Here is a 20,522-nt window from a genome sequence, read left to right as displayed (position 1 = left end):
TCTTCTTGTTCGGGTGGTGCCGCTGACGCGCCGGTGGGAGCGGGTCAGCGGCCTCGGCGTTCGTCGGCGAACGCCAGGATCTGGGGAACCGCCCGCTCGACGAACGCGTCGAAGTCGCGCGGCTCCGTGTACAGGTGCGCCGAGAGGCGCAGGTAGCCGACGCCCGCGACGCTCGTGAAGGCCGACGCGACGCCGGCGAGGTCCAGCAGGCGTAGGCGCAGCTCGTCGGCGTCCCTGCGGTCGCGGCCGAGCCCGTCGGGCAGGCGGAGCAGGCGCATCGACACCACGGGCAGACCGACGTCGGTGGCCACCGGGGCGTCCACGAAGGGCTGGAGGGCCGCGCCGATGACGGCGGCGCCGTGGTCCGCGAGCGCCGTCATGGTCTCGCGGGCGCGGGCCCAGCCGTACTCGCGCTCGACGAAGTCGATGGCCCGCGGCGCGGCGATGTAGCCGGTCGTGTCCATGGTGCCCTGGGAGTCGAACCGCTCGGGGTAGCGCTCCTCGGCGCCCCAGGAGTCGATGAGGGGCCACAGGTCGTCGCGGTCTTCGGCGTCGGTGACGAGGAGTGCGGAACCGCGGGGCGCGCAGGCCCACTTGTGCAGGTTGCCGAACCACCAGTCCCCTCCCCCGACGGCGGCGGCGTCCGCGACGAGGCCGGGCGCGTGGGCGCCGTCGACGAGGACCCGGGCGCCGCGCTCGTGGGCGAGCTCGGTGATCCGCGCGGTGGGGAGCAGGCGCGCGGTGGGTGAGGTGATCTGGTCGACGACGACCAGGCGCACGGCGTCGGTGAGCTCGGTGCGGAACCGTTCGACGACGTCGTCCGCCGTGGCGGCGAGCGGGAGGTCGACCGTTCGCACCCGGGCGCCGAAGCGGCGGGCGAGGCGGCGGGCGCCCATGGTGATCGCGCCGTACCCGTGGTCGGTGACGAGGATCTCGTCGCCGGGCTCCAGCCGCAGGGCGTTGAGGACCACGGTCGCGGCCGCGGAGGCGTTCGGCACGAAGGCGGTGTCCTCGGCCCGGGCGCCGACGAAGGGCGCGACCGCACCGCGGGCCGCGGCGATGAGCTCGGGGGCGCGGGGAAACCAGGCGACGGGGCTCAGGTCGGCCTGGCGGCGCAGCTCGTCCTGATACCGCACCACCTCGGTGGGCACCGCGCCGTAGGAGCCGTGGTTGAGGTGCACGACCGACCTGTCCAGCGGCCACGCTTCCCGCGCCGGTCTCCCGGACGCGAGACGGACGGGCGCCGGAGCTGTGCGTATCTGGTCCATCAACACCTTCCTCGCGATTTGTCGGACAACCATGGCAGGTCGGCCCGATCAGCACCAGTGTCTCCGGGGAAGTGACACAGACTTGTAGGACAGGTTTTACCGGCGCGAAATGTCCGCCGCGCTGCCGGGGACCTGACATGCTGGTGGGATGCACGAGGTGAGCGCAGTCGAGACGGCCCTGCACGGGCTGCGTACCCTGATCGCCGACGGTTCGCTCCACCCGGGCGACCGGATGCCCAGCGAGGGCGAGCTGAGCGAGCGGCTCGGCGTCTCGCGCGGCTCGATCCGCGAGGCGATCCGCACGCTCTCGGCCCTCGGCGTCGTCGAGACGCGACGGGGCGCGGGCACCTACGTCGGCGAGCTGCGCGCCGCCGACATGATCGGGACGCTGTCCCTCACGGTCGGGCTGCTCCCGCTGGAGTCGATCCTCGAGCTCTACGAGCTGCGCCGCGTGCTGGAGGCGCACGCCGTGTCCCTCTCCGCCGCACGCTGCGACGACGCGACGCTCGCCGGGCTGGGCGATCTCCTCGACCGGCTGGAGGCGAGCGAGGACGTGGACGAGCAGTCGGCGCTCGACCACGAGTTCCACATGGGCATCGTGCGGCTGTGCGGCAACGAGTCGCTCGGCGCGATGGTGGCGGTGCTCCGGTCGCGCTCGCGCGCCTACCCGGTCCTCACGCCGGAGACCAAGCGGGTCTCCGACGCCGGCCACCGGGCGATCCTGCGGGCGCTCGTGTCCCGTGATCCCGTGGCGGCGTCGGTCGCGGCGGCGGCACACGTCGCCCAGAGCGAGGTGTGGCTGCGCGAGCGGCGTCCCGCACCGGAGGCGATGGTGGGCCCGGAGGCGTGAGACGCCCGACCTCCGGGCCCGGGCTCCCTCCGCGGGACCAACGCCGCTACAGCAGCCCGATCACCAGCGCCATGGCGAGGAACAGCACCAGCTGATAGCTGCTGTTGAGGAGGGTCAGCCGCCAAGGCTTCAGCTCGAAGGCGTTGTGCTGGAGCAGGGTGGACGCCGAGAACGCCAGCCACGCCACGAAGCCGACCAGCAGCGCCAGCCCGACCGAATCATCGTCGAAGGCCGCCGACGCGATCCCGATGCCGAACGCCAGCCCGACCGCCGTCACGCCGTTCGCGACGAGGAGCTGGACCAGGTTCCTTCTGCTGGCCGCCTTGGACTGCTCCGGGGTGATGCCCGTCAGCCTCCACCAGAGGGCCACGAAGGCCTTGCCATACCAGACTCCCGCCACGGCCATGCCGGCCACGAGTGCGAGCGCGGTGGCCAGCCAGTTGATCTCTATCACGCGGCTCCTTGATCGTCGGCGCTGGTCGCGACGCAGGCTACCGAGGGCCGACGCCGCTGTCATTTCACCCCGCGGGCCGGCCCGACGCCGTCAGACGCGGGTCGCTCAGAAGTCCACCGCTGATGCCGCCGCCCTCAGTGCTGGCCGAACTGGACACCGGTCGGCTGGACGACGTCTGCCCGCACGGGGAGCGCGTTGATCGTCAGCCGCTCGCCGTAGATGTCGGTGATCCTGATCGCGCCGCCGCACCCGCTGCCGTCCTCGGCGAGGAAGTAGTTGTACTCGGCACGGGGCAACGTCCGCCAGCCGCTCCCGGTGTCGACCTCCAGCTTCGCGACGGGGTTCCGGTGGTCGATTACCTGGATGCCGCACCACCACTGGCTCGACCCGTCCTTGTACCGGATCGAGATCGTGTCGGCGGCACCAGGGCTCAGCAGGCTCCAGGTGATCGGGATCCGGCCGAGCACCGGATCTGCGAGCTCGGCGAATGCTTGCTTGCTGAGGTCGAGCTGCCCGGGTGCGCAGGGCAGGGGGCACACGTTGGTGATGCGCACCGTGACAGAGGCGCCGTTCGCCGCACGGACGAGCACGTAGGCGCCGCACGCCTTGGAGGTCTCGTAGTCGGTCTCGTTCATCGCCGCGATCATCATGTCGTCGCTCGGGCCGAAGAGGCAGGCGCCGTTGCCGTCCGCGGCCTCGTAGTGGGTGGCGTCTCCCTCGTACGTGGTCCCAGGGGCAATCCGTCCCGCGGCCGCGGCAGTGGTCGACGTCGGCGGGGTCGTCGTGGGCGACGGCGATGCCTCCGGGACGGATGCACTGGGTGTCGGTGTCGGGGTAGGCGTGGGGGTCGGGGTGCCTGTGGGAGCCGGGGTGCTCACCTGCGGGGCGCTGGCGGGGGCCGCGGCTGCTGCTGCGGTCCGCGCGATGTTGGCCGCGCCGTCGGAGAGCGACGCCATGACCAGGTACGACAGAACACCCACGGCGGCCAGCGCGACCGCCGCACCCCACATGAGCCAGTACCTGCGCCCTCTTTGCCCCGCGACATGCCTCGCTGTCTTCATGATTGTCCGTTCGGAGGATCGAGTCGCCGGTGCGCAGTCAGGACCACGGGCCGCGCAAAGGCTACCAACGCTTCAACGAGATCCGGCGCGATGCCGGAACCCGAGGCGCGAGCCCGACTCCTTGGCCGGGGCCGCAGAGATCACCCTCCTTATGCCCGAATTAACCCGCCATAAACGGTGCATCTCACTCCGTCAGCCCCTTCTAATAGGTATCGATCGGCCCTGGCAACGGCCTGACTGTGCGACGACGGCGTCCACGGCAGACCGCACGCGTCCCTCGTAACGCTTCCCTCGTAACGCTTCCCTCGTAACGCTTCACTCGTACTCGCTGGAGAGCTCCCATGATCGACCACTTCGCGCTCGGCTGGGTCACGCCCATCCTCTCGTTCCTGCTCTCGTGCGCCGGGTGCGCCGTCGGCCTGACCTGTACCGCCCGCGCGCGCGTAGCGCGCGGGCGGGCAAGCAGCGCCTGGCTCGTCCTCGGCGCCATCTCCATCGGCGGCACTGGCATCTGGGTCATGCACTTCGTCGCCATGCTCGGGTTCCACGTCCGCGGCGCAGAGACGCGCTTCGACGTGACCCTGACGATCGCAAGCGGCCTGCTTGCAGTCCTCGTCGTGGGCCTCGGCCTGTTCATCGTCCGCGCGGCGGGCGTCGGAGCCCTCGCGCTGCTCGGGGGCGGCACGGTCACCGGGCTGGGCGTCGCCGCCATGCACTACCTCGGCATGCGCGCCATGCACGTGGGTGTCACGATCACCTATGACGCCGTCACCGTCGTCATGTCGGTGCTCATCGCCGTCGTCGCCGCGACCGCCGGCCTCTGGCTGTCTGCGAAGGTGCACAACTTCGCCGCCGGCACCGCCGCGACGCTCATCATGGGCCTGGCCGTCTCCGGCATGCACTACACGGGCATGTCGGCCATGCGGGCGGAGGAGGTCACGAGCGGAATCGTCACGTCCGACGTCGGCATCGGCATGGGGGAGCTCCTGGGCCCGCTCATCATCGGCATCACCATCAACACGATCCTGCTGCTCCTGGTGGTGGGCCTGGCGCCCAGCGCCGCGGAGATGGAGGCGCAGGCCAAGTTCGCGGTCTGGCAGGACCGGCAGAACGAGACCCTGCGCGGAGACGCGTCCCCGCGCAGCCGCTCCCAGCTCCTCTGACCCGGCCGCGCCGCGACGTCAGACGCGGGTGGCCCAGAAGGCGACAGCCGAAGCCGCCGCAACGTTGAGCGAGTCCACCTCGCCGGCCATCGGGATGCGCACCACCAGGTCAGCGGCCTCAACCGCGCCACGGCTCAGGCCGTCGCCCTCTGTGCCGAGCACGAGCGCGAGCTTCTCCGGCGGGTTGGCGACGAGCTCGTCCAGCGTGATCGAGTCGTGGGACAAGGCGAGTGCCGCGACCATGAAGCCCTCCTCCTGCAGGGTGTGCAAGCCGTCGGGCCACGCCTCGATCCGCGTCCACGGCCCGTCGCGCCTCCTTTGCGGCGCTGGCCTGCGGTTCCGGCGCCGGTGTTTTGGAACCACCGACGTTGAGAAGGGTCATAATTCGCTCAGAGCGCCCGCGAGCGCGACAGCCGCTTTGACGCACGCATGCGGGCCTGTAACGATCCACCTTTCCCTGCGCGACCAGGGGCAACGGCGTCCACGGTTACATGTGCGCTGGGCCTGCTGCGTTCAACAAACCTCCGCCGTCCGGGGCCTCACGGCCCGCAGCGGGGACCTACAGGTTCCATCCCCCTCATGGATGAAGCCGCCCAGGCGATCCGGACCGTGGTGAAGTCGGACTCGGACTCCATTTTGTGGCGGGTGACCTCGGATTCATTGACGCATCGCGACTACTGGGTTCAGCGGCACCGTTGGGGCCGTCCGCAGCCGAAGCCAGTGGCTCGAACAGACGCCGACCCGATGGGGACGGGTCCCGCCCCCTCGCGGTCGACGTGGAGGCAGCGTCGACCGCCTAGCGAATCCGTACCCTGGCGGGCGCGTGGACGCGCTAGCCGTCGAGCAGCACCACGTGCTTGCCGGGAGTAGTGCCCGACTCGACATCGGCATGAGCGTCACGGACGTGCTCAAGGCCCTTGTAGGTCTTCGCGATCGGTGCCTTGAGCCGTCCGTCGGCGATGGCTTGGAGCTGTTGCTGGAACACGTGAGGGGGCAGGTCTGCCGCTTCTCCCGCGTAGCTGGTCAGCCTGACCCCGCCAGGGATCATGAACGGGCTGAAGTCGGGGATGGTCCATCCGCCGGCCAGAGCGCCGGTGAAGCACACGGTGCCGTGCCTGCGCACACAACCGAAGGTGTCCGGCAGCACGGTGCTGCCGACGAGCTCGAGCCCGGCGTCGACGCCGTCCGGCGCGAGGTCGCGGACCTGCTGGGCGATGGTCCCGTCGTCCACGATGGGGTGGTCCACGCCGATGGCTCGTAGCTCATCGGTGCGGTCGGCATGGCGGGTGGTCGAGATGACGGTGGCGCCTATGTCCTTCGCGATCGCCGCGGCGCTCAGCCCCACCGTGGAGGTGCCGGCTCACGCGCGGGGACCGGGATGTCCGTGACTTCGAGCGCGTCCAGTCCCCCGGGCCTAGTGACGACCACGGCTCGCATTGTGACGGGTGCGGGACGCGCGGTTGCTTCGGTGTGACTCATTGCGAGCTCCTTGCCGTTGCGGTTGCTCGACGCCCGTCAGGGGCGGTCGATGCCCTCCCACAGGTCGAGGGCCTCCTGGTAGTGGGCGGTGGCATCGAAGGGCGGGTTTCCGACGCTCTCCGCGGTGGGGCGGTCGGTGACGGCGGGCCACAGAGAGCTCTGCTCGCCGGTCACGAAGTCGAGCACGATGTCGCGTATACGGGTGTCGCGGTGGGCTTGCTCGGGGCTGCGGCCGGGCCGTTCCTGGCCGACCAGCGCGTACATCTCGCTGCCGTGCACCGCGGGAGCCCCCTCGGCGGGACCGACCAGGAGGAGATGGGCGTTGCCGCCGGCGGCGGCATGCGTCAGGGCGCCGCGGGCCGCGGGGAGCCCGAAGATGTAGTCCGTCAGGAGCGCGGCCCGCACCTCGGCGGGCGTGCGCCCCTCCTGGTGGTAGGCGCTGACGATCTGCTTCGCGCGGGAGCGGGGAATGCGCCACCTGGCGAGCTGGTCGACGAGCGCGTCGAGGGTGCCCGGGTCGAACCGGTCGAGGTCGTTCGCCACCCACCAGCCCATGTCGTCGCTGGCCATGCTCAGCAGCACATCGACCTCACGGTGCGTGCCCGAGGCGAGGACGTCCATGGGGTGAGCCCGCAGGACTGCGCCGGGCTGGTCGGTGTCCAGGACGACGCCGAGGCTGGTGCTGTCCATTCCGCCGCGGGCGCCGAGGTCGGTCGGTGTGACCTTGTGCAGTGCGGCCACCAGAGACGCTGTGTCGAGGTCGATCAGCTTCTCAGGGTCGTCCGCGACGCCGAGCTCGGTGACGAACCGGTGCGCGAGCTCTTCGGCCCACCACGCCGGCTGGAGACGAGTAGGCCCGGCGGAGAACCCGGCCAGGCGCCGGTACAGGCCGTCCGCAGAAGGCGCACCGAGCAGCCCGAACGTGGAGTAGGCGCCACCGCTGTGGCCGTAGACGGTGACGTTGTCGGGGTCGCCGCCGAAGCGGGCGATGTTGCGCTGGATCCAGGTCAGGGCTGCGATGACGTCCTGCAGGCAGAGGTTGCTTGCCTCGGCGAGCCGTCCGCCGTACTGCGAGATCGATACCGCCCCGAGCGCTCCGAGCCGGTAGTTGATCGATACTCCTACTACGCGCCCCGATGCGGCGAGGCCCGCGGCGTTCGAGGTGAGCTGCGTGTTCGCACCGACCTCGAACCCGCCGCCGTGGATGTACACGGCGACCGGCAGCGCGCTCCCGTGCGGTTGCTCCGGAGCCCACACGTTCAGGTTCAGGCAGTCCTCGCCCGTCCCGCTGTCTGCTTCGAGCCAGTCACCGCTGTCGGGCTGCACGGCGGCGACACCCTTGCGGTCGTAGGGCCGGTCCGGATCGAACTCCAAGACGACCGGGCGACGGTATCGCTCGGCGGTGGCGTACGGGATACCCCACCAGGACCGCACGCCAGGTGTCGTCGGGGCGGCGGGAGCTGTCGCAGTCATGGTGTGTCCTTCCGACGCTGTCCGCGTCTTGTGTGCTGTGTCGTGGTGGCCGCGGGCGCGGCGTGAGGGGCTCACGTCGGGGTTGAGATCGACAGGTCACCCGGCGGCGGTGGGGGTCGTCAGCTGGCGAACTCGTCGACGATGGACCGGTACGCACGGCGGACCACGTCCTCGTCCAGGGGTGTGTCATGGAAGGAGCGGTAGGTCCACCAGCCCCACATGAGCGCGTCGACGGCCCGGGCCGCGCCGTCCGGAAACTGCTCGCGCAGGACGACGAGTGCCGCCTCCTGGAAGTCCCGCAGGAGCCCGGCGACCCGAGGGCTGCGAGCCCCGTAGTGGTAGATCTCCGTGTACAGCCTGATGTCCTCGCGGCTCGGGCTGGTCGCACCGCAGGTGGCGGCCACCAGCACCTCGACCGCTTCGGCGGTGTCACGCGCGGCGCGCAGCGGGGCCGTGTACCTCGGTTCCAGCTCATCCCCGAGCGTCTCGAACGCACTCACGATCAGGGTCTCGAGGTCCGGGAAGTAGTACGTCATCGAGCCGAGCGGCACACCCGCTCGTGCCGCGACACCGCGATAGGAGGTCGCGTGCACACCCTGCGTCCCGATGACCTCCAGCGCCGCACTCAGGATGCGTTCCCTCCGTAGCGGATCGTTCGGCTTTCCCTTGCGCACCCGTCCTCCTCACGGTCCAAGTGCGTACCATGGTACGCACTTGCCGGATGAACGCGAACCCGAGGAGAACCGATGCAGGACGAGACCGTGCAGAAGTACGCGCGTGAGCGTGCCGATGAGCTGCCGGGCTCCGGGTTGGAGCACCCGTTCGGACCGGACTGGGAAGTCTACAAGGTCCGGGACAGGGTCTTCATGCTGATGACCGAGGTGACCGGCGAACCGGTCGTGATCCTCAAGGCCGACCCGCAGGACGCGAGGGCACTCCGCGAGGCTCACGACGACATCACGCCGGGCTACCACATGAACAAGAAGCACTGGATCACGCTGCACCCCGGCGGTTCCATGCAGAAAGACCTCGTGGAAGACCTCGTCACCGAGTCCTACCTGCTCGTCGTGGAGAAGCTCCCCCGGGCGAGACGGCCCGTCGACCCCGCCATCTTCGGAAGGGGAGACCAATGAGCCTGTCAGGAGAGCAGCTCCAGCAGACGGCGCGCGACACCGCCGGCTCGCTTGCCGGCGTCAGCCACGGGCGCCCGTTCACGCCACACCTGGACGTCTGGAAAGTCGGCGACAAGGTCTTCCTCGTCGTCACCGACGACGATCCCGACGCGCAGATCATCACGGTGAAAGTAGACCCCGACCACGGCGAAGCGCTGCGTCACGGCCACGAGACGATCACCGTGGGCCGATACTTCGACAAGCGGCACTGGGTCTCCGTCGGACCCGGGCGTGGGATCACCAAGCGCCTCGTCGAGGACCTGGTGCACGGGTCCTACGAACTCGTCGCCGACCACCTGCCGTAGCGCGGGTTCAGGACCGGTGCGACAGCGGCTGAGCATGAGGGCGGCGGCGTCCAAGATCGTGGTGTCGGCGGGGTCGGGCGGGACGAAGTCGGTCCGTACGATCTGGGGCACCAGGAGGTCGCCCCCCGCCACGTAGAACGTCGCCGTTCAGCTGTCGCTGGCCGGCACCCGCGTGGCCCACGCAGCGACCGCCACGGCCGATGCCACGTTGAGCGAGTCCACTCCACCGGACATCGGAATCCGGACAGTCATGTCGCACTCCGCGATCGTGCGGGGCTTCAGACCATCGCCCTCCGTCCCGAGAACCAGCGCGAGCTTCTCCGGCGGGTCGTCCACCAGCTCGTCCAGCGTGATCGAGTCATCCTCCAGCGCGAGCGCTGCGACCTTGAAGCCGTGCTCGTGCAAGGTCTGGATACCGGCCGGCCAGGGGTCGATCCGCGTCCACGGGATCTGGAAGACGGTCCCCATCGAGACCCTGACAGCCCGTCGATACAGCGGATCCGCGCAGCTCGGGGTGAACAGCACGGCATCCACCCCGAGGGCCGCGCACGCACGCATCCCAGCACCGACGTTCGTGTGGTCGACGATGTCCTCGAAGATGACGACCCGGCGGGCCCCCGCTCCCCCGCGAGCGCCGGTGAGCAGCTCGTGCACGCCGGGCAGCGGCGGCCGGTGCATCGCCGCCATGGCGCCGCGGTGCAGGTTGAAGCCGGTGATCTCCTTGAGCAGCGGCTCCTCGGCGACGTAGACGGGCGCACCGGTCTCGGCGATCAGGTCGGTCATCGAGTCCAGCCACTTGGGTGCCATGAGGAACGACCGCGGCCGGTGCCCCGCGGCGAGCGCCCGCCGGATCACCGTCGAGCTCTCGGCGATGTAGAGACCTTTGGCCGGCTCGTGCTTGGAGCGCAGCACGACGTCCGTGAGGCTGTTGTAGTCGGCAAGGCGCTCGTCGGCGGGGTCGTCCACGCGGACGACGTCGAGGGTGGTCACCCCGACATTCTCCCTGACCTGTCTGACCGGTCCGGTGAGCCGCTGCCGGGCTTGTCGGATCCGCCCGTCAGATCCGCCCCCGGACGGGCGTGCGCTCGACGGGGTCACCGCCGTCGGGCATGACCATCTCGGCGCGTACGCCGAGCAGGCGCACCTCTCGGCCCGACTCCATGCCCGCCGCGAGGGCGAGGACGGCGCTGGTCAGCTCGTCGAGCGACCGCGTCGGCGCCGGGAGCTTCTTCGAGTAGCTCTGGGTGAAGAAGGGCGCGTAGCGCACCTTGAGGCCCATCCGGAAGACCGGCCGGTCCTCCGCCTCGGTGTCAGCGTGCACCTGCGTGACCAGGTCCCGCAGCGCCGCCTCCACCTGGTCGGGCGTGGTGAGGTTCTGCTGGTAGGTGGTCTCGCGGCTGTGCCCGCGCGCCACCCAGGGCGCGTCGTCGACGACGGCGGAGCCGCTGCCGCGGCCCAGGTCGCCGTACCAGGCGCCCATGCGTGGCCCGAACTCGCCGACCAGCACGTCGCCGTCGGCCGCTGCGAGGTCCGCGACGGTGCTGATGCCATGCGCGGCGAGGCGTTTGGACACCTTGGCGCCGACACCCCAGAGGTCGATCGTGGGCCGCTCCCCCATCACCGCGAACCAGTTCTCCTCGGTGAGGCGGTAGACGCCGGCGGGCTTGCCGAACCCGGTGGCGATCTTCGCGCGGATCTTGTTGTCGCCGATGCCGACCGAGCAGTGCAGCTCCGTGGCGGCGTGCACCGTCTCCTGCACGCGACGGGCGACCGCCTCCGGGTCGTCGGCGTCGCAGCCCAGGAACGCCTCGTCCCAGCCGAGCACCTCCACGACCATGCCGAGCCCGCGGAGGGTGTCCATCACGTGGCCGGAGGCCTCGAGGTAGGCCTCGTGGTCGACGGGCAGGATGATCGCGTCCGGGACCTTGCGGGCCGCGATGCGCAGTGGCATGCCCGACCCGACGCCGAACTCCCGCGCCTCGTACGACGCGGTCGAGACCACCGTCCGCTCGCTCGGGTCGCCGCGACCGCCCACGATCACCGGCTTTCCGGCGAGCTCCGGGCGCCGCAGCAGCTCGACCGCGACCAGGAACTGGTCGAGGTCGACGTGCAACACCCAGGGGAAGGCGCGCGGAGCCATGGCACGAGTCTCCCGGGGACGAGCCCGATCTGTCATGTGGTCGGCGCGACATCGCAGGTGGCTGCCGGCGTCTGGAACCCGGGTTCCGCGCCGAGCCGCACTGGGACGCCGTTATCGTCCCGTTATCTCTGAGAGCGAAATCCCTCCCCCTTCCCTCAGGGCACCAAGACTCCATATTCTCCGGGGCAAGGAAAGTTCGTCCCGCTCGTGAGGAGAGTTGTGATGAGAACTACCCGAAATCCCCGGTCGGCCCGCGCGCGACGCAGCAAGGAACCCGCCCCGCATCCGGCGTTGCCCCAGTCCTACGCGGCAATGATCGAGCGCACCCCGTCGCTGGACGAGGCGCAGCTCGAGTCTCTCCTCGAGCGGGCGGTCGCCGGCGCGGACGCCGCACGCACCCTCGACTCCACCGCGGTCTCTCCCAGCTTCCGCGTACAGCTCGAAGCGCGGGTCAAGGACGGGCAATACGCAAAGGAGCGTCTTGTCCTCGCCCACCTCCGCCTCGTACCGGCGGTCGCGAGCTCCTACTCCGGCCGGCTGCCGTTCATGGACCTCGTGCAGGAGGGCAACGTCGGCCTGGTACGCGCCGCCGACTCGTACGACCCCGCGCACGGCACGTTCGCGGCCTACGCCCACCGCTGGGTGCGCCGCTCCATCGTCCGCGCGGTCGCCGCCGCCGAGCACGCCGAGCAGGCGGGCCAGAACGGCCCCACCCCCGAGCAGACCATGCTGCGCCGCCGCGTCCGGCAGGCCCTGCGGCACCTCGACGCCGTGGAGGCCCGCGTCCTGGAGATGCGCTTCGGGCTCCTGGACGGCACCACGCGCACCCTCGACGAGATCGGCCGCCGCCTCGGCGTGACCAAGGAGCGAGTGGCTCAGATCCTCGAGAGCGCGCTGGCCCGGCTGCGCGACGTCGTCAGCCCGGCTCCCCTCGCCGCGTGACCGCCGGCTGGGCACCCGACGGCCCAGCCGGCGTCAGCCGAGCGACCACCTCGTCCAGCGCCGCGTGGTACGCCCACGACGACTGGTACCCCGCGTGGGCCGCCACGGCGAAGAGATAGGCCGCACGGTCCATCTCCTCCGCACCGCGATCGATCTCGTTCAAGCCGTAACCCACCACCGGGAAGCCCAGGAAGTCGGTGCGCCGCCACAGGTTCACCCACGCGGGCTTCGCACCGCGGGTCACCAGTGACATCAGCGTGACCTGTTCCCCCGAGCCGGGCTCGGGGCGCTCCGGCGTCAATGGCGCCGTCGGGGCAGCCCCGGGCCCGGAACCACCAGCCTCCCGCGCGGACGTCGCTGCAGTACCCCGCACCTGGCCGCCCCACGGGTCAGCCGACCAGGCCGGACCGGTGCACGGCGGCGTGCCGGTCGTCGTCGGGCCGAGGAGGTCCGGGAAGAACCGTCCGAAGAACGGGCGCAGCTGCACGCCGTAGGTCAGGAGGCCGACGCGACCGTCCGTGGTGTCGGGCAGCGGGTTGCCCGCCCGGATAAGGATCACCGCCGCCGCCAGCACTCCGCCCATCGAGTGCGCGGACAGCACCACGCGCCGTGCGGGGGCCACCCGCTCGCGCTCGGCGTCGTCGGCGATGTCAGCGCCGGTGAGCCAGGCGTCGACGCGGGAGCGCACCTCGGGCACCGCCCGCTCGGCGTAGCTCGGCGGGCCGAACGGGTGGGCGCTGCGGGGCAGGAAGCACAGGAGGTCCCACAGCAGGCCCCACGGGCGCGCCGGGCCGCCGGGTGCGCCGGCCGCCATGGCGCTCACCACCAGGGTCGTCGCGAGCACCCCGAGGGCCGGCACCGCCAGCCCGGACAGCCACGTGGGCACCTGGAAGGTGCCGGTGTCGTCGTGCTGGGCGATCAGCGGGATGTGGGCCACCAGGGCAGCCGCGTAGGCGGCCGCGGCCAGGGCGCCCGCGGCGAGCTCGGCCCGGTGCGACATCGCCGCGACCTGCCGGCCGCGCAGCACGCGCTCCAGCACGGGGTTCGGGCCGCCGTCGGGGTCCGGGGCGTCCGCCACCGCGCGCCAGGCGGGCACGGCCGGGCCGTACGGCGGCCCGAAGGTGCGCGGCGCGCGCGGGATCCACAGCGCCCGGGAGCGGACCGCGTCCATGACGTAGGGCCCGGCCAGCGCCACGGCCACCAGTGCCAGGAACGTCAGCGCGATCACCACGGACGCCGTCCCGAACTCGGTGTAGATGGGCGGCACCCGCACGAGCTCGGCGTCGGCCACGCCGCGGGGGATGCCGACCAGGCCGTCCCCGAGGGGTTCCGGCGCCGCATGCTCGCCCTCCCGCAGGAACCACTGCACGCCGAGCACGAGCAGGCTCGAGTACACGGCAGCCGACGCCGCCGCCACCAGCAGGAACACGCCCGGTCCCGCACCGTTCCAGCCCTCGTGGGCACGACGCCGCAGCAGGATCGCCGCGAGCACCACCGCGACCGGGCTCAGGACGGCGAGCACCGCGACGGCGACCAGCAGGTAGCGCAGCGGTGCGCCCGGCTCGGTCACCAGCACCACCGCCACGCAGGCGGTGGCGACCACCGGTACGACGGTCCAGGCGGCGACGGCCTCGGTGCTCCGCGCGGTGCGCCAGGCCAGACCGGTCGCCGCGATGCCGAACAGGCCGACGCCGAGCAGCGCGGGCACGAGGTCCAGGCCGATCAGGGCGGGCAGGGCCTTCGGCTGCGGCCCCGCGACACAGGCGATGAAGGCCACGAGCCAGACGATCAGCCCGGCCGCGAACACGCCGAGACCGGCCCTGCCCTTCCAGCGGGAGGTGCGGGCCTGGACGCCGTCGTCGTCCGTGCGCAGGGCGACGAACGCGCACGCCCCGAGGATCACCGCTAAGCCCACGAGGGGCAGTCCCGGCATCGGCAGGCCGGCGTCGGCGTACCGGGTCCAGGTGAGGAACTGTCCCGTCAGCGCGAGCCCCGCGCCGAGGTGTGCCCACAGCAGGCCCGAGCCCGAGCGCTGCGTCCAGAAGCCGGCCCGGAACAGCGGCGGGCCCGACGGCGGCACCGTGCCTCCGGCGCGCATCACCGAGAACTTCGACTCGAACCGGACCTGGCCGCTGTGCGCTACCGCCACCAGCACCGCGACCAGCAGCACCGGCGCGAGCGACAGCAGCGCCAGACGGTCGCCGACATCCATCCGGGCCAGCCCGTACAGCATCGTGGGGAGGCGCGCGCAGACGGGGACCACGGAGTCGGCCCCCGTCGTCGCCAGGCCCATGCAGCGGGTGCCGAGCACGGACAGCGAGACCGTGGCCACGGCCGAGACGAACAGGAGCGTCAGCCCGAGCGCGAACACCCGGGTCAGCGCGGCGGTCGCCTCGGGGCGCAGGCTGCCCGAGCGGCCGGGCGCCCCGTGCGCGCCGGGGTCGGGCTCGGGGATCCGGCGTGCCCAGTACGCGGCGTTCACCAGGCCGAACGGGACCATCGCCGCCCACAGGAGACGCACCGCGAGCTTGCCCACCACGCCCAGCAGACCGCCGAACGGGATGCCGCCGAGCCGCGCCATCGCGCCCCACGAGTAGGCCTCGCGGCGCACGTCGGGCCGGATCGCGTGGACGTGCCCCGGCGGGAGGGCCTTGTCCCGTGCCTCGGCGGCCGGCGTCGGGATCCAGAAGCTGCCCAGGCCGTCGCCGTCGGACTGGGTCACCTCACCGCGTGGCAGGTCGAGCGCGCCGTACGGCAGCTCGTTCGCGATGCCGTGGATCCGCAGCTCGAGGACTGTGGGCTCCGGTCCGGCCTGCGGCGGGCCGGGTCGCTGTGGGCTGGTCGGTGTGCCGGACGGCGCGCTTTCCATAGCGCACAAAAGTAGGGCCAGCGGGCGTCCCTGCGCACCCCGCCACGCGCGGGTCCAACCCATTCGTTGTGGGCGCGATCGTTGCGACCACCTGACTGTTTTTGGAAACGATCACGCCCACAGCGATGGGCGCTCACACCCTTGACCCCACGCGGGCAGAACGCCAGAATTGCGCCGATGTTGACGTTAATAGTCTGATGTCGCCATCGTCCGCAGTTCAGGTCCCGCTACGTGCAACGACGCACGAGATAGGTCGACACCATGAACGCAAGTCATCGCTCCGCTCCGCCCACCCGCCAGCCGCTCCGCCGGATCGTGGTCAGCATGCTGGCCGCCCTGGTCCTGCTACCGATCACCGCCGTGTCCCTCGCCGCCCCGGCCACCGCCGCCACCAGCCAGTTCCGCGGCATGAACTGGGCGGTGCTGGGCGACAACTTCAGCACCGGGCCGCTCGTCCTCGACGGCCTGAGCAGCTCCGACAGCTACGCCACCGTGCAGGCCAAGGCCAACGCCGTGTACGACGACATGGCGGACACCCTCGGCGTCAACACCGTGCGCCTGCCGATCAACACGCACACCGTCGGCACCGCCTGGTGGAACAACTACCGCGGCGCGATCGACGCCGCGACGGCGCGCGGGTTCAAGGTCATCCTGGCCTACTGGGAGGACGGCGCGGCGTCCGGCGGCCGGATCACCAACATGGCCGCCTTCAACACGATGTGGTCCACCGTGACCAGCCAGTACGGGTCGAACAACCTCGTCTACTTCGAGCCCATGAACGAGCCGCACGGCTACAGCTCGGCGGAGTGGCGCGACGTCGCCGCGAACTGGCTCAGCTACCACTACTCGGCGGTTCCGGCCCGGACCCTGATCGGCGGCACCGGCTACAGCCAGGACCTGCGGGACGTGTGCAACGACAGCCGCTTCAACGGGACACTGCTGTCCTTCCACCACTACGCGTTCTTCTACGGCGAGAACACCTACGACGGCTGGCGCAGCCACATCAGCACCCGCCTCGGGAATTGCGCCTCGCGTGCCGTCGTCACGGAGTTCGGCGGCGCGATGAACGAGGGCCTGAACTACGGCGACCCCAACAGCACCAACAACTTCGTGCGCCACATCCGCGCCGTCACGCAGGTCATGCGCGACACGGGGATGGGCGGCACCTACTGGCCGGGGATCGGCGGCAAGACCGGCAACATCGGGTACGACGGCTACTCGATGTACATCAAGAGCGGCAGCGGAACCAACCTCTCGCTCGCCATCCGCAGCGTTTCCGGCGCGAACCGGCTGCGCTGGGCCTGGGGCGACAACGTCGACCCCAACGCGGGCAACGGCAGCGGCGGCGCCACGGTCACCAACATCGTGAACCAGAGCTCCGGCAAGTGCGCCGACGTCGTCAGCGCCTCGACGGCGAACGCGGCCGAGGTGTCCCAGTACACCTGCGGCACCGGGGCCAACCAGCAGTGGGCCCTCCAGGACCTCGGCAACGGCTATCACAACCTCGTCGCGCAGCACTCCGGCAAGTGCCTGGACGTCAACAACGCCTCGACGGCCGACGGCGCGGCGATCATCCAGTACACCTGCGGCAGCGGCACCAACCAGCAGTGGCAGCTGCGCAGCGTGAGCGGCGGTTACGTCGAGATCGTGGCGCGCCACTCGGGCAAGTGCCTCGACGTGCCGGCCTCGTCGACGGCGGACGGCACCCGGCTGAAGCAGTACCCGTGCAACGGGGGCGCCAACCAGCGCTGGACGCTCTAACCAGCCCCACCGACGTCTCAGACGTACAGGTCACCAGAGTGACCTGTACGTCTGACACGTCGCCGGGGCCCGGGGATCAGGAGCCCACCGTCGTCACCAGCACCGCTGCTGCCAGCAGCAGGTCGTAGACGATGCACGTCTCGGCGTACCAGCGCCACACCACCGCGTTCGCCCGGTGGTGGAACACGTCCCAGATTCCGTGCCCCACGAGGCCCGCCGCGAGCACGTAGGCCCCGGTGTCCTGCCCCACCAGGACGGTGGCCAGCAGGCTGATGCCGGCGAACACTGCGAGCCCCGCCACCTGGAGCAGCACCATCGACCGGCCGCGGATGGTGCGGCGGACGAGCCCCACCACCGGATACACCAGGGCCATCGCCAGGATCAGCCAGGCCGGCAGGTCGGCCCCACCGCCCGCGATCGTGCCGGCGAGCAGCACCAGGCCGACCAGCACGGGCCACCGGCGCCCCAGCCAGGCCAGGTCGAACCCGTGGGCGTGCTCCGTGTACTCGGCCGGCCGCAGGAGCATCGCTCCCGCCATCGCCGGAACCATCAGCACGTGCCCCCAGAGCATCATGTCGCCCGCCGAGGCGGCGCCGAGCCAGAACAGCACGAGCAACACCGCGAACGGCGCCGCCATCGCCGCGTTCATCTCCCAGATCGGCGCCCAGCCGTGCCGCCGGACCCGCATCCACACCGTCATCGCGGCCACCATGTCCAGGACCATCACCACCGCGCCGGCGTCGGGCCGGGCCAGCACGGCCTCGATCCCGAGGACCGCGCCCGCCCAGTCCCGCGCCGGTGCCAGCAGCATCATGCCGAGCATCATGACCACGACCATCTCGGCCAGGTGCGCGAGGAACCTGCCGACCCTCCGCCCCCGCGTCACGGGCTTGGTGCCGTGGCCGACCCCGTGCACCATGTCGTGCTCGGTCGTGTGCGCCACGTGCGTCCGTGCCGCCGTCACCCGAGCCATCGTCTCCGTCATCGTCGTCTCCTCGCAGTCCGGGCGGCGTCCCTCGCCGCGCTGGTCTCCACGCTGTCCGACGGCGACCGCGGCCAGTAGTGCCTGACCGCACCTGAGCGCGAGCACATGTCACGAGCCCGTATGACAGATGTCATCAAGCCCCGCGCCGCGCCCCGGACCAGCGACGGCGCTGGCAGGATGGCGTCATGAGTACCGCCCGGGCCGTCGTGGACGACGCCGCCGTGGACGACGGCAGCGGCCTCGCGAGCTTCCGCCGCAACATCTGGTGGGGCCTCGCGGGGACCGTGGCGTGCGTGCTGGGCTTCGCCGTCGGCGACTGGGTGCTCGACCCGGACGTCCACGGCGGTCTCCGCGCCCTGACGGGACTGTCGACGGCGGCGACCATCGTGGCCTGCGCCGTCCTGCTGGGGCAGCGCGTCCGGGACCAGGCGCCGTCCGCCGGCTGGCTCGTGACCGCCGGCTGCGCCACGGCGGTCGCCGCCGCGGTGCCGCTCGCCCTCGGCGAGTTCGGGATCTGGTCGATCGCGCCCGCAGCCACGATCTCGGTGCTGGTCATGTTCCTGCCCGCGCGCCGGGCCTGGCCGGTCCTCGGCATCGCGCTCGCCGTGCTGCCGGCGATCGGCCTGGTCACGGCGCTGGGCATGGACGAGCCGCACCTGGGCCACGCCGCGTGGATGCCCGCCCTGATGGTCGTCGCGTTCGGCCCGGCGATGCTGGGCATGCTCCGCGGCTGGCAGGTCGCGGCCCGCCTCGACCACGCCCGGCGCCTCGCCGGCGAGCTCGCCGTGGCGGACGAGCGCCTCCGGTTCGCCGCCGACCTGCACGACATCCAGGGGCATCACCTCCAGGTGATCGCCCTGAAGAGCGAGCTTGCGGCGCGGCTCGCGGAGGCCGACCCCGCCCGGGCCGCCGAGCAGATGCGCGAGGTGCAGCAGCTCGCCGGGGACGCGCTGCGCGAGACCCGGGCCCTCGTCCAGGGCTACCGGCGCACCACCCTGGACGCGGAGATCGCCAACGCGTCCAAGGTCCTGACCGCCGCGGGGGTGGCGGTCCGGGCCGACGTCGATGCCGACCTCGCGGCGTCCCTCCCCCAGGGCCCGCGCAGCCTCCTCGGCCTGGTCGTGCGCGAGGCCACCACCAACCTGCTGCGGCACAGCCGCGCCACGCGCGCCGCAATCGTCCTGACGCCCGACGACGCCGGCGCCCGCCTCGTGATCGACAACGACGGCGCGCGGCCCGACGCCGGCGCGACCTCCGATGCGGGTGCGGCCGGGGCCGGGGACGGCACGGGCCTCGTGTCCCTCGCCGAGCGGCTCGACGCCGTCGGCGGGCACCTGTCATGGGTCAGTACCGACGACCGGTTCGTGGTCACCGCGACGGTGACCGGATGAGCGACCGCATGATCCGCCTGTTGCTCGCCGACGACGAGGAGCTGCTGCGCGGCGCGCTCTCCTCCCTCCTCGACCTCGAGGACGACCTGCGGATCGTCGCCGAGGCCGCCACCACCACGGACGCCGTGCGGCTCGCCGACCAGCACCGGCCCGACGTCGCCGTGCTCGACCTGGAGATGCCGCCCACCGACGGGCTGCATGCCGCCGGGCAGATCCTGGCCCGGGCCGACGGCACGCCGCCCCGGATCATCCTCGTCACGCGGCACGCCCGCCCCGCCGTCCTGCGCCGGGCCCTCGCCGCGGGGGTGAGCGGGTTCGTGCCCAAGTCGACGCCGGCGGCGCGGCTCGCGCAGATAGTGCGCGACGTCGCCGTCGGGCACCGGTACGTGGACCCGGAGATCGCGGCGTCGGCCCTCACGGAGAACGACTGCCCGCTCACGGACCGCGAGCTGGAGGTCCTCCGGGAGGCGCGCACCGGCTCCCCCGTCTCCGACATCGCGGCCGCCGTGCACCTCGCGCCCGGGACGGTGCGCAACTACCTGTCGTCTGCGATGGCGAAGCTCGGGGTCGCGACCCGCCACGCGGCGGCCCACAAGGCCTGGGAGGAAGGCTGGATCTAGACCCTTGGTTGTGGGCGGGATCGTTGCGCCTAAAACGGGCGCACAGTCGCAACGATCCCGCTCACAACCAAGGCGGGCCGCCTCAGCCGGCGGTCAGCTGGTCGAACCGGTGACCGTGGTTCCGTTCTAGGTGACGTAGTACGTGGCGCGGGCGCCGCTCCAGAAGTGGAACGTGAGGGTGACCCGGGCACCGGCGATCACCTTGCCGCTGTGGCGGGCACGGAACTGGAAGTAGGCCTCCACCGGTGTCGACGAACTGGAACTGCTGTTTCGCGCTGTCGGAGCGAGTCCACTGAACGACGGCCGCACCGTCCGACGTCGACCCGCCATTGACATCGATCGCCTTACCGCTGTGCCGGGAGACCAGCACGTAGGAGGCGGCCGGGTCGATCGTGGCGGCCTCGGCCTCGCCTCCTGGCAGGTGGCGGGCGTCGTTGACCTGGGCGCCGAATCCTGCACGGCGGCCCACCGGCGGTCAAGCGCTTCGACGATCTTCGATCGTCTGTCACCATTCAGGCGACGTGACGGCCTCGAAGGATCATCGAAGCGCTTGACCGATGCGAGGCTTCGGTGCAGGATTCGGCGGGCA

General features: G+C 71.5%; 18 protein-coding genes and 2 pseudogenes. 8 read left to right on the top strand and 12 right to left on the bottom strand.

Going from position 1 to position 20,522, the window contains the following annotated elements; all coding sequences use genetic code 11:
* Positions 1-44: 44 nt before the first annotated feature.
* The gene (locus EW117_RS13870) at positions 45-1,268 is read right to left on the bottom strand and encodes an aminotransferase class V-fold PLP-dependent enzyme (protein WP_129787284.1); all 1,224 of its coding nucleotides are present in this window, start codon (positions 1,266-1,268) and stop codon (positions 45-47) included.
* A 148-nt stretch (positions 1,269-1,416) separates the two neighbouring features.
* Between EW117_RS13870 and EW117_RS13865 the strand changes: the two genes are divergently transcribed.
* Positions 1,417-2,118 (top strand): FadR/GntR family transcriptional regulator, encoded by a 702-nt coding sequence (locus EW117_RS13865; RefSeq protein ID WP_129787283.1) that lies wholly within the window; start codon positions 1,417-1,419, stop codon positions 2,116-2,118.
* A gap of 46 nt (positions 2,119-2,164) precedes the next feature.
* On the opposite strand, the gene EW117_RS13860 is transcribed toward EW117_RS13865, so the two are convergent.
* Positions 2,165-2,572, bottom strand: a complete 408-nt coding sequence (locus tag EW117_RS13860; RefSeq protein WP_242504283.1) for a DUF1761 domain-containing protein — start codon at positions 2,570-2,572, stop codon at positions 2,165-2,167.
* 134 nt (positions 2,573-2,706) lie between these two features.
* On the bottom strand, positions 2,707-3,633 hold the full coding sequence (locus EW117_RS13855; RefSeq protein ID WP_129787282.1) for an expansin EXLX1 family cellulose-binding protein: 927 nt from the start codon (positions 3,631-3,633) through the stop codon (positions 2,707-2,709).
* 341 nt (positions 3,634-3,974) lie between these two features.
* On the opposite strand from EW117_RS13855, the gene EW117_RS13850 reads away from it, so the two are divergent.
* On the top strand, positions 3,975-4,796 hold the full coding sequence (locus EW117_RS13850; protein WP_129787281.1) for an MHYT domain-containing protein: 822 nt from the start codon (positions 3,975-3,977) through the stop codon (positions 4,794-4,796).
* Positions 4,797-4,814: 18 nt separating this feature from the next.
* On the opposite strand, the pseudogene EW117_RS13845 reads toward EW117_RS13850, so the two are convergent.
* The 4 genes and pseudogenes from EW117_RS13845 to EW117_RS13830 all read right to left on the bottom strand — a co-directional run.
* Positions 4,815-5,099, bottom strand: a pseudogene (locus EW117_RS13845) (TrmH family RNA methyltransferase); the annotation flags it as partial.
* A gap of 529 nt (positions 5,100-5,628) precedes the next feature.
* On the bottom strand, positions 5,629-6,141 hold the full coding sequence (locus tag EW117_RS13840) for a zinc-binding dehydrogenase (protein WP_207211868.1): 513 nt from the start codon (positions 6,139-6,141) through the stop codon (positions 5,629-5,631).
* A gap of 170 nt (positions 6,142-6,311) precedes the next feature.
* Positions 6,312-7,748: a carboxylesterase family protein gene (locus EW117_RS13835; RefSeq protein ID WP_129787280.1), complete on the bottom strand. Its 1,437-nt coding sequence runs from the start codon at positions 7,746-7,748 to the stop codon at positions 6,312-6,314.
* Positions 7,749-7,867: 119 nt separating this feature from the next.
* Positions 7,868-8,422: a TetR/AcrR family transcriptional regulator gene (locus EW117_RS13830; RefSeq protein ID WP_129787279.1), complete on the bottom strand. Its 555-nt coding sequence runs from the start codon at positions 8,420-8,422 to the stop codon at positions 7,868-7,870.
* 72 nt (positions 8,423-8,494) lie between these two features.
* Between EW117_RS13830 and EW117_RS13825 the strand changes: the two genes are divergently transcribed.
* The gene (locus EW117_RS13825; protein WP_129787278.1) at positions 8,495-8,881 is read left to right on the top strand and encodes an MmcQ/YjbR family DNA-binding protein; all 387 of its coding nucleotides are present in this window, start codon (positions 8,495-8,497) and stop codon (positions 8,879-8,881) included.
* The gene (locus EW117_RS13820; protein ID WP_129787277.1) at positions 8,878-9,225 is read left to right on the top strand and encodes an MmcQ/YjbR family DNA-binding protein; all 348 of its coding nucleotides are present in this window, start codon (positions 8,878-8,880) and stop codon (positions 9,223-9,225) included. Before EW117_RS13825 ends, EW117_RS13820 begins: the two co-directional genes overlap by 4 nt.
* A 147-nt stretch (positions 9,226-9,372) precedes the next feature.
* Here the strand turns inward: EW117_RS13820 and EW117_RS13810 are convergent, their stop codons facing one another.
* Both EW117_RS13810 and EW117_RS13805 read right to left on the bottom strand, forming a co-directional pair.
* Complete coding sequence (locus EW117_RS13810; protein ID WP_129787276.1) at positions 9,373-10,215, bottom strand: TrmH family RNA methyltransferase; 843 nt, start codon at positions 10,213-10,215, stop codon at positions 9,373-9,375.
* Between the two features lie 67 nt (positions 10,216-10,282).
* Positions 10,283-11,365, bottom strand: a complete 1,083-nt coding sequence (locus tag EW117_RS13805) for a DNA polymerase IV (protein ID WP_207211867.1) — start codon at positions 11,363-11,365, stop codon at positions 10,283-10,285.
* Between the two features lie 222 nt (positions 11,366-11,587).
* Between EW117_RS13805 and EW117_RS13800 the strand changes: the two genes are divergently transcribed.
* Positions 11,588-12,307: a sigma-70 family RNA polymerase sigma factor gene (locus tag EW117_RS13800; RefSeq protein ID WP_129787275.1), complete on the top strand. Its 720-nt coding sequence runs from the start codon at positions 11,588-11,590 to the stop codon at positions 12,305-12,307.
* Here the strand turns inward: EW117_RS13800 and EW117_RS13795 are convergent.
* Positions 12,282-15,176, bottom strand: coding sequence for a hypothetical protein (locus EW117_RS13795; protein WP_129787274.1), 2,895 nt, complete (start codon positions 15,174-15,176; stop codon positions 12,282-12,284). The two genes, EW117_RS13800 and EW117_RS13795, sit on opposite strands and share 26 nt — an antisense overlap.
* 261 nt (positions 15,177-15,437) lie before the next feature.
* Between EW117_RS13795 and EW117_RS13790 the strand changes: the two genes are divergently transcribed.
* Entirely contained in the window at positions 15,438-16,937 is a 1,500-nt protein-coding gene (locus tag EW117_RS13790) for an RICIN domain-containing protein (RefSeq protein ID WP_129787273.1), read from the top strand.
* 76 nt (positions 16,938-17,013) lie between these two features.
* Here EW117_RS13790 and EW117_RS29745 read toward each other — a convergent pair whose 3' ends face one another.
* Positions 17,014-17,922 carry a DUF2339 domain-containing protein gene (locus EW117_RS29745; RefSeq protein ID WP_207211866.1) on the bottom strand — a complete coding sequence of 303 codons (909 nt, stop codon included), beginning with the start codon at positions 17,920-17,922 and terminating at the stop codon, positions 17,014-17,016.
* 185 nt (positions 17,923-18,107) lie between these two features.
* Between EW117_RS29745 and EW117_RS13780 the strand changes: the two genes are divergently transcribed.
* Both EW117_RS13780 and EW117_RS13775 read left to right on the top strand, forming a co-directional pair.
* Positions 18,108-19,313, top strand: coding sequence for a sensor histidine kinase (locus EW117_RS13780; protein ID WP_129787272.1), 1,206 nt, complete (start codon positions 18,108-18,110; stop codon positions 19,311-19,313).
* 8 nt (positions 19,314-19,321) lie between these two features.
* Positions 19,322-19,933: a response regulator transcription factor gene (locus EW117_RS13775; protein ID WP_129787324.1), complete on the top strand. Its 612-nt coding sequence runs from the start codon at positions 19,322-19,324 to the stop codon at positions 19,931-19,933.
* Positions 19,934-20,228: 295 nt separating this feature from the next.
* On the opposite strand, the pseudogene EW117_RS30795 reads toward EW117_RS13775, so the two are convergent.
* Positions 20,229-20,303, bottom strand: a pseudogene (locus tag EW117_RS30795) (hypothetical protein); the annotation flags it as partial.
* Positions 20,304-20,522 lie beyond the last annotated feature (219 nt).

This window comes from Promicromonospora panici, assembly GCF_900608595.1.
Classification (GTDB): domain Bacteria; phylum Actinomycetota; class Actinomycetes; order Actinomycetales; family Cellulomonadaceae; genus Promicromonospora; species Promicromonospora panici.
Note: the sequence above shows the minus strand (reverse complement) of the source record. Positions and strands in the feature narration are given on the sequence as shown.

Coding starts and splice junctions, on each gene's coding strand:
- EW117_RS13795 (WP_129787274.1), bottom strand. CDS start 15,176: ATGGAAAGCGCGCCGTCCGGCACACCGACCAGCCCACAGCGACCCGGC.
- EW117_RS13820 (WP_129787277.1), top strand. CDS start 8,878: ATGAGCCTGTCAGGAGAGCAGCTCCAGCAGACGGCGCGCGACACCGCC.
- EW117_RS13835 (WP_129787280.1), bottom strand. CDS start 7,748: ATGACTGCGACAGCTCCCGCCGCCCCGACGACACCTGGCGTGCGGTCC.
- EW117_RS13780 (WP_129787272.1), top strand. CDS start 18,108: ATGAGTACCGCCCGGGCCGTCGTGGACGACGCCGCCGTGGACGACGGC.
- EW117_RS13850 (WP_129787281.1), top strand. CDS start 3,975: ATGATCGACCACTTCGCGCTCGGCTGGGTCACGCCCATCCTCTCGTTC.
- EW117_RS13775 (WP_129787324.1), top strand. CDS start 19,322: ATGATCCGCCTGTTGCTCGCCGACGACGAGGAGCTGCTGCGCGGCGCG.
- EW117_RS13805 (WP_207211867.1), bottom strand. CDS start 11,365: ATGGCTCCGCGCGCCTTCCCCTGGGTGTTGCACGTCGACCTCGACCAG.
- EW117_RS13865 (WP_129787283.1), top strand. CDS start 1,417: ATGCACGAGGTGAGCGCAGTCGAGACGGCCCTGCACGGGCTGCGTACC.
- EW117_RS13825 (WP_129787278.1), top strand. CDS start 8,495: ATGCAGGACGAGACCGTGCAGAAGTACGCGCGTGAGCGTGCCGATGAG.
- EW117_RS13870 (WP_129787284.1), bottom strand. CDS start 1,268: ATGGACCAGATACGCACAGCTCCGGCGCCCGTCCGTCTCGCGTCCGGG.
- EW117_RS29745 (WP_207211866.1), bottom strand. CDS start 17,922: ATGACGGAGACGATGGCTCGGGTGACGGCGGCACGGACGCACGTGGCG.
- EW117_RS13790 (WP_129787273.1), top strand. CDS start 15,438: ATGAACGCAAGTCATCGCTCCGCTCCGCCCACCCGCCAGCCGCTCCGC.
- EW117_RS13800 (WP_129787275.1), top strand. CDS start 11,588: ATGAGAACTACCCGAAATCCCCGGTCGGCCCGCGCGCGACGCAGCAAG.
- EW117_RS13855 (WP_129787282.1), bottom strand. CDS start 3,633: ATGAAGACAGCGAGGCATGTCGCGGGGCAAAGAGGGCGCAGGTACTGG.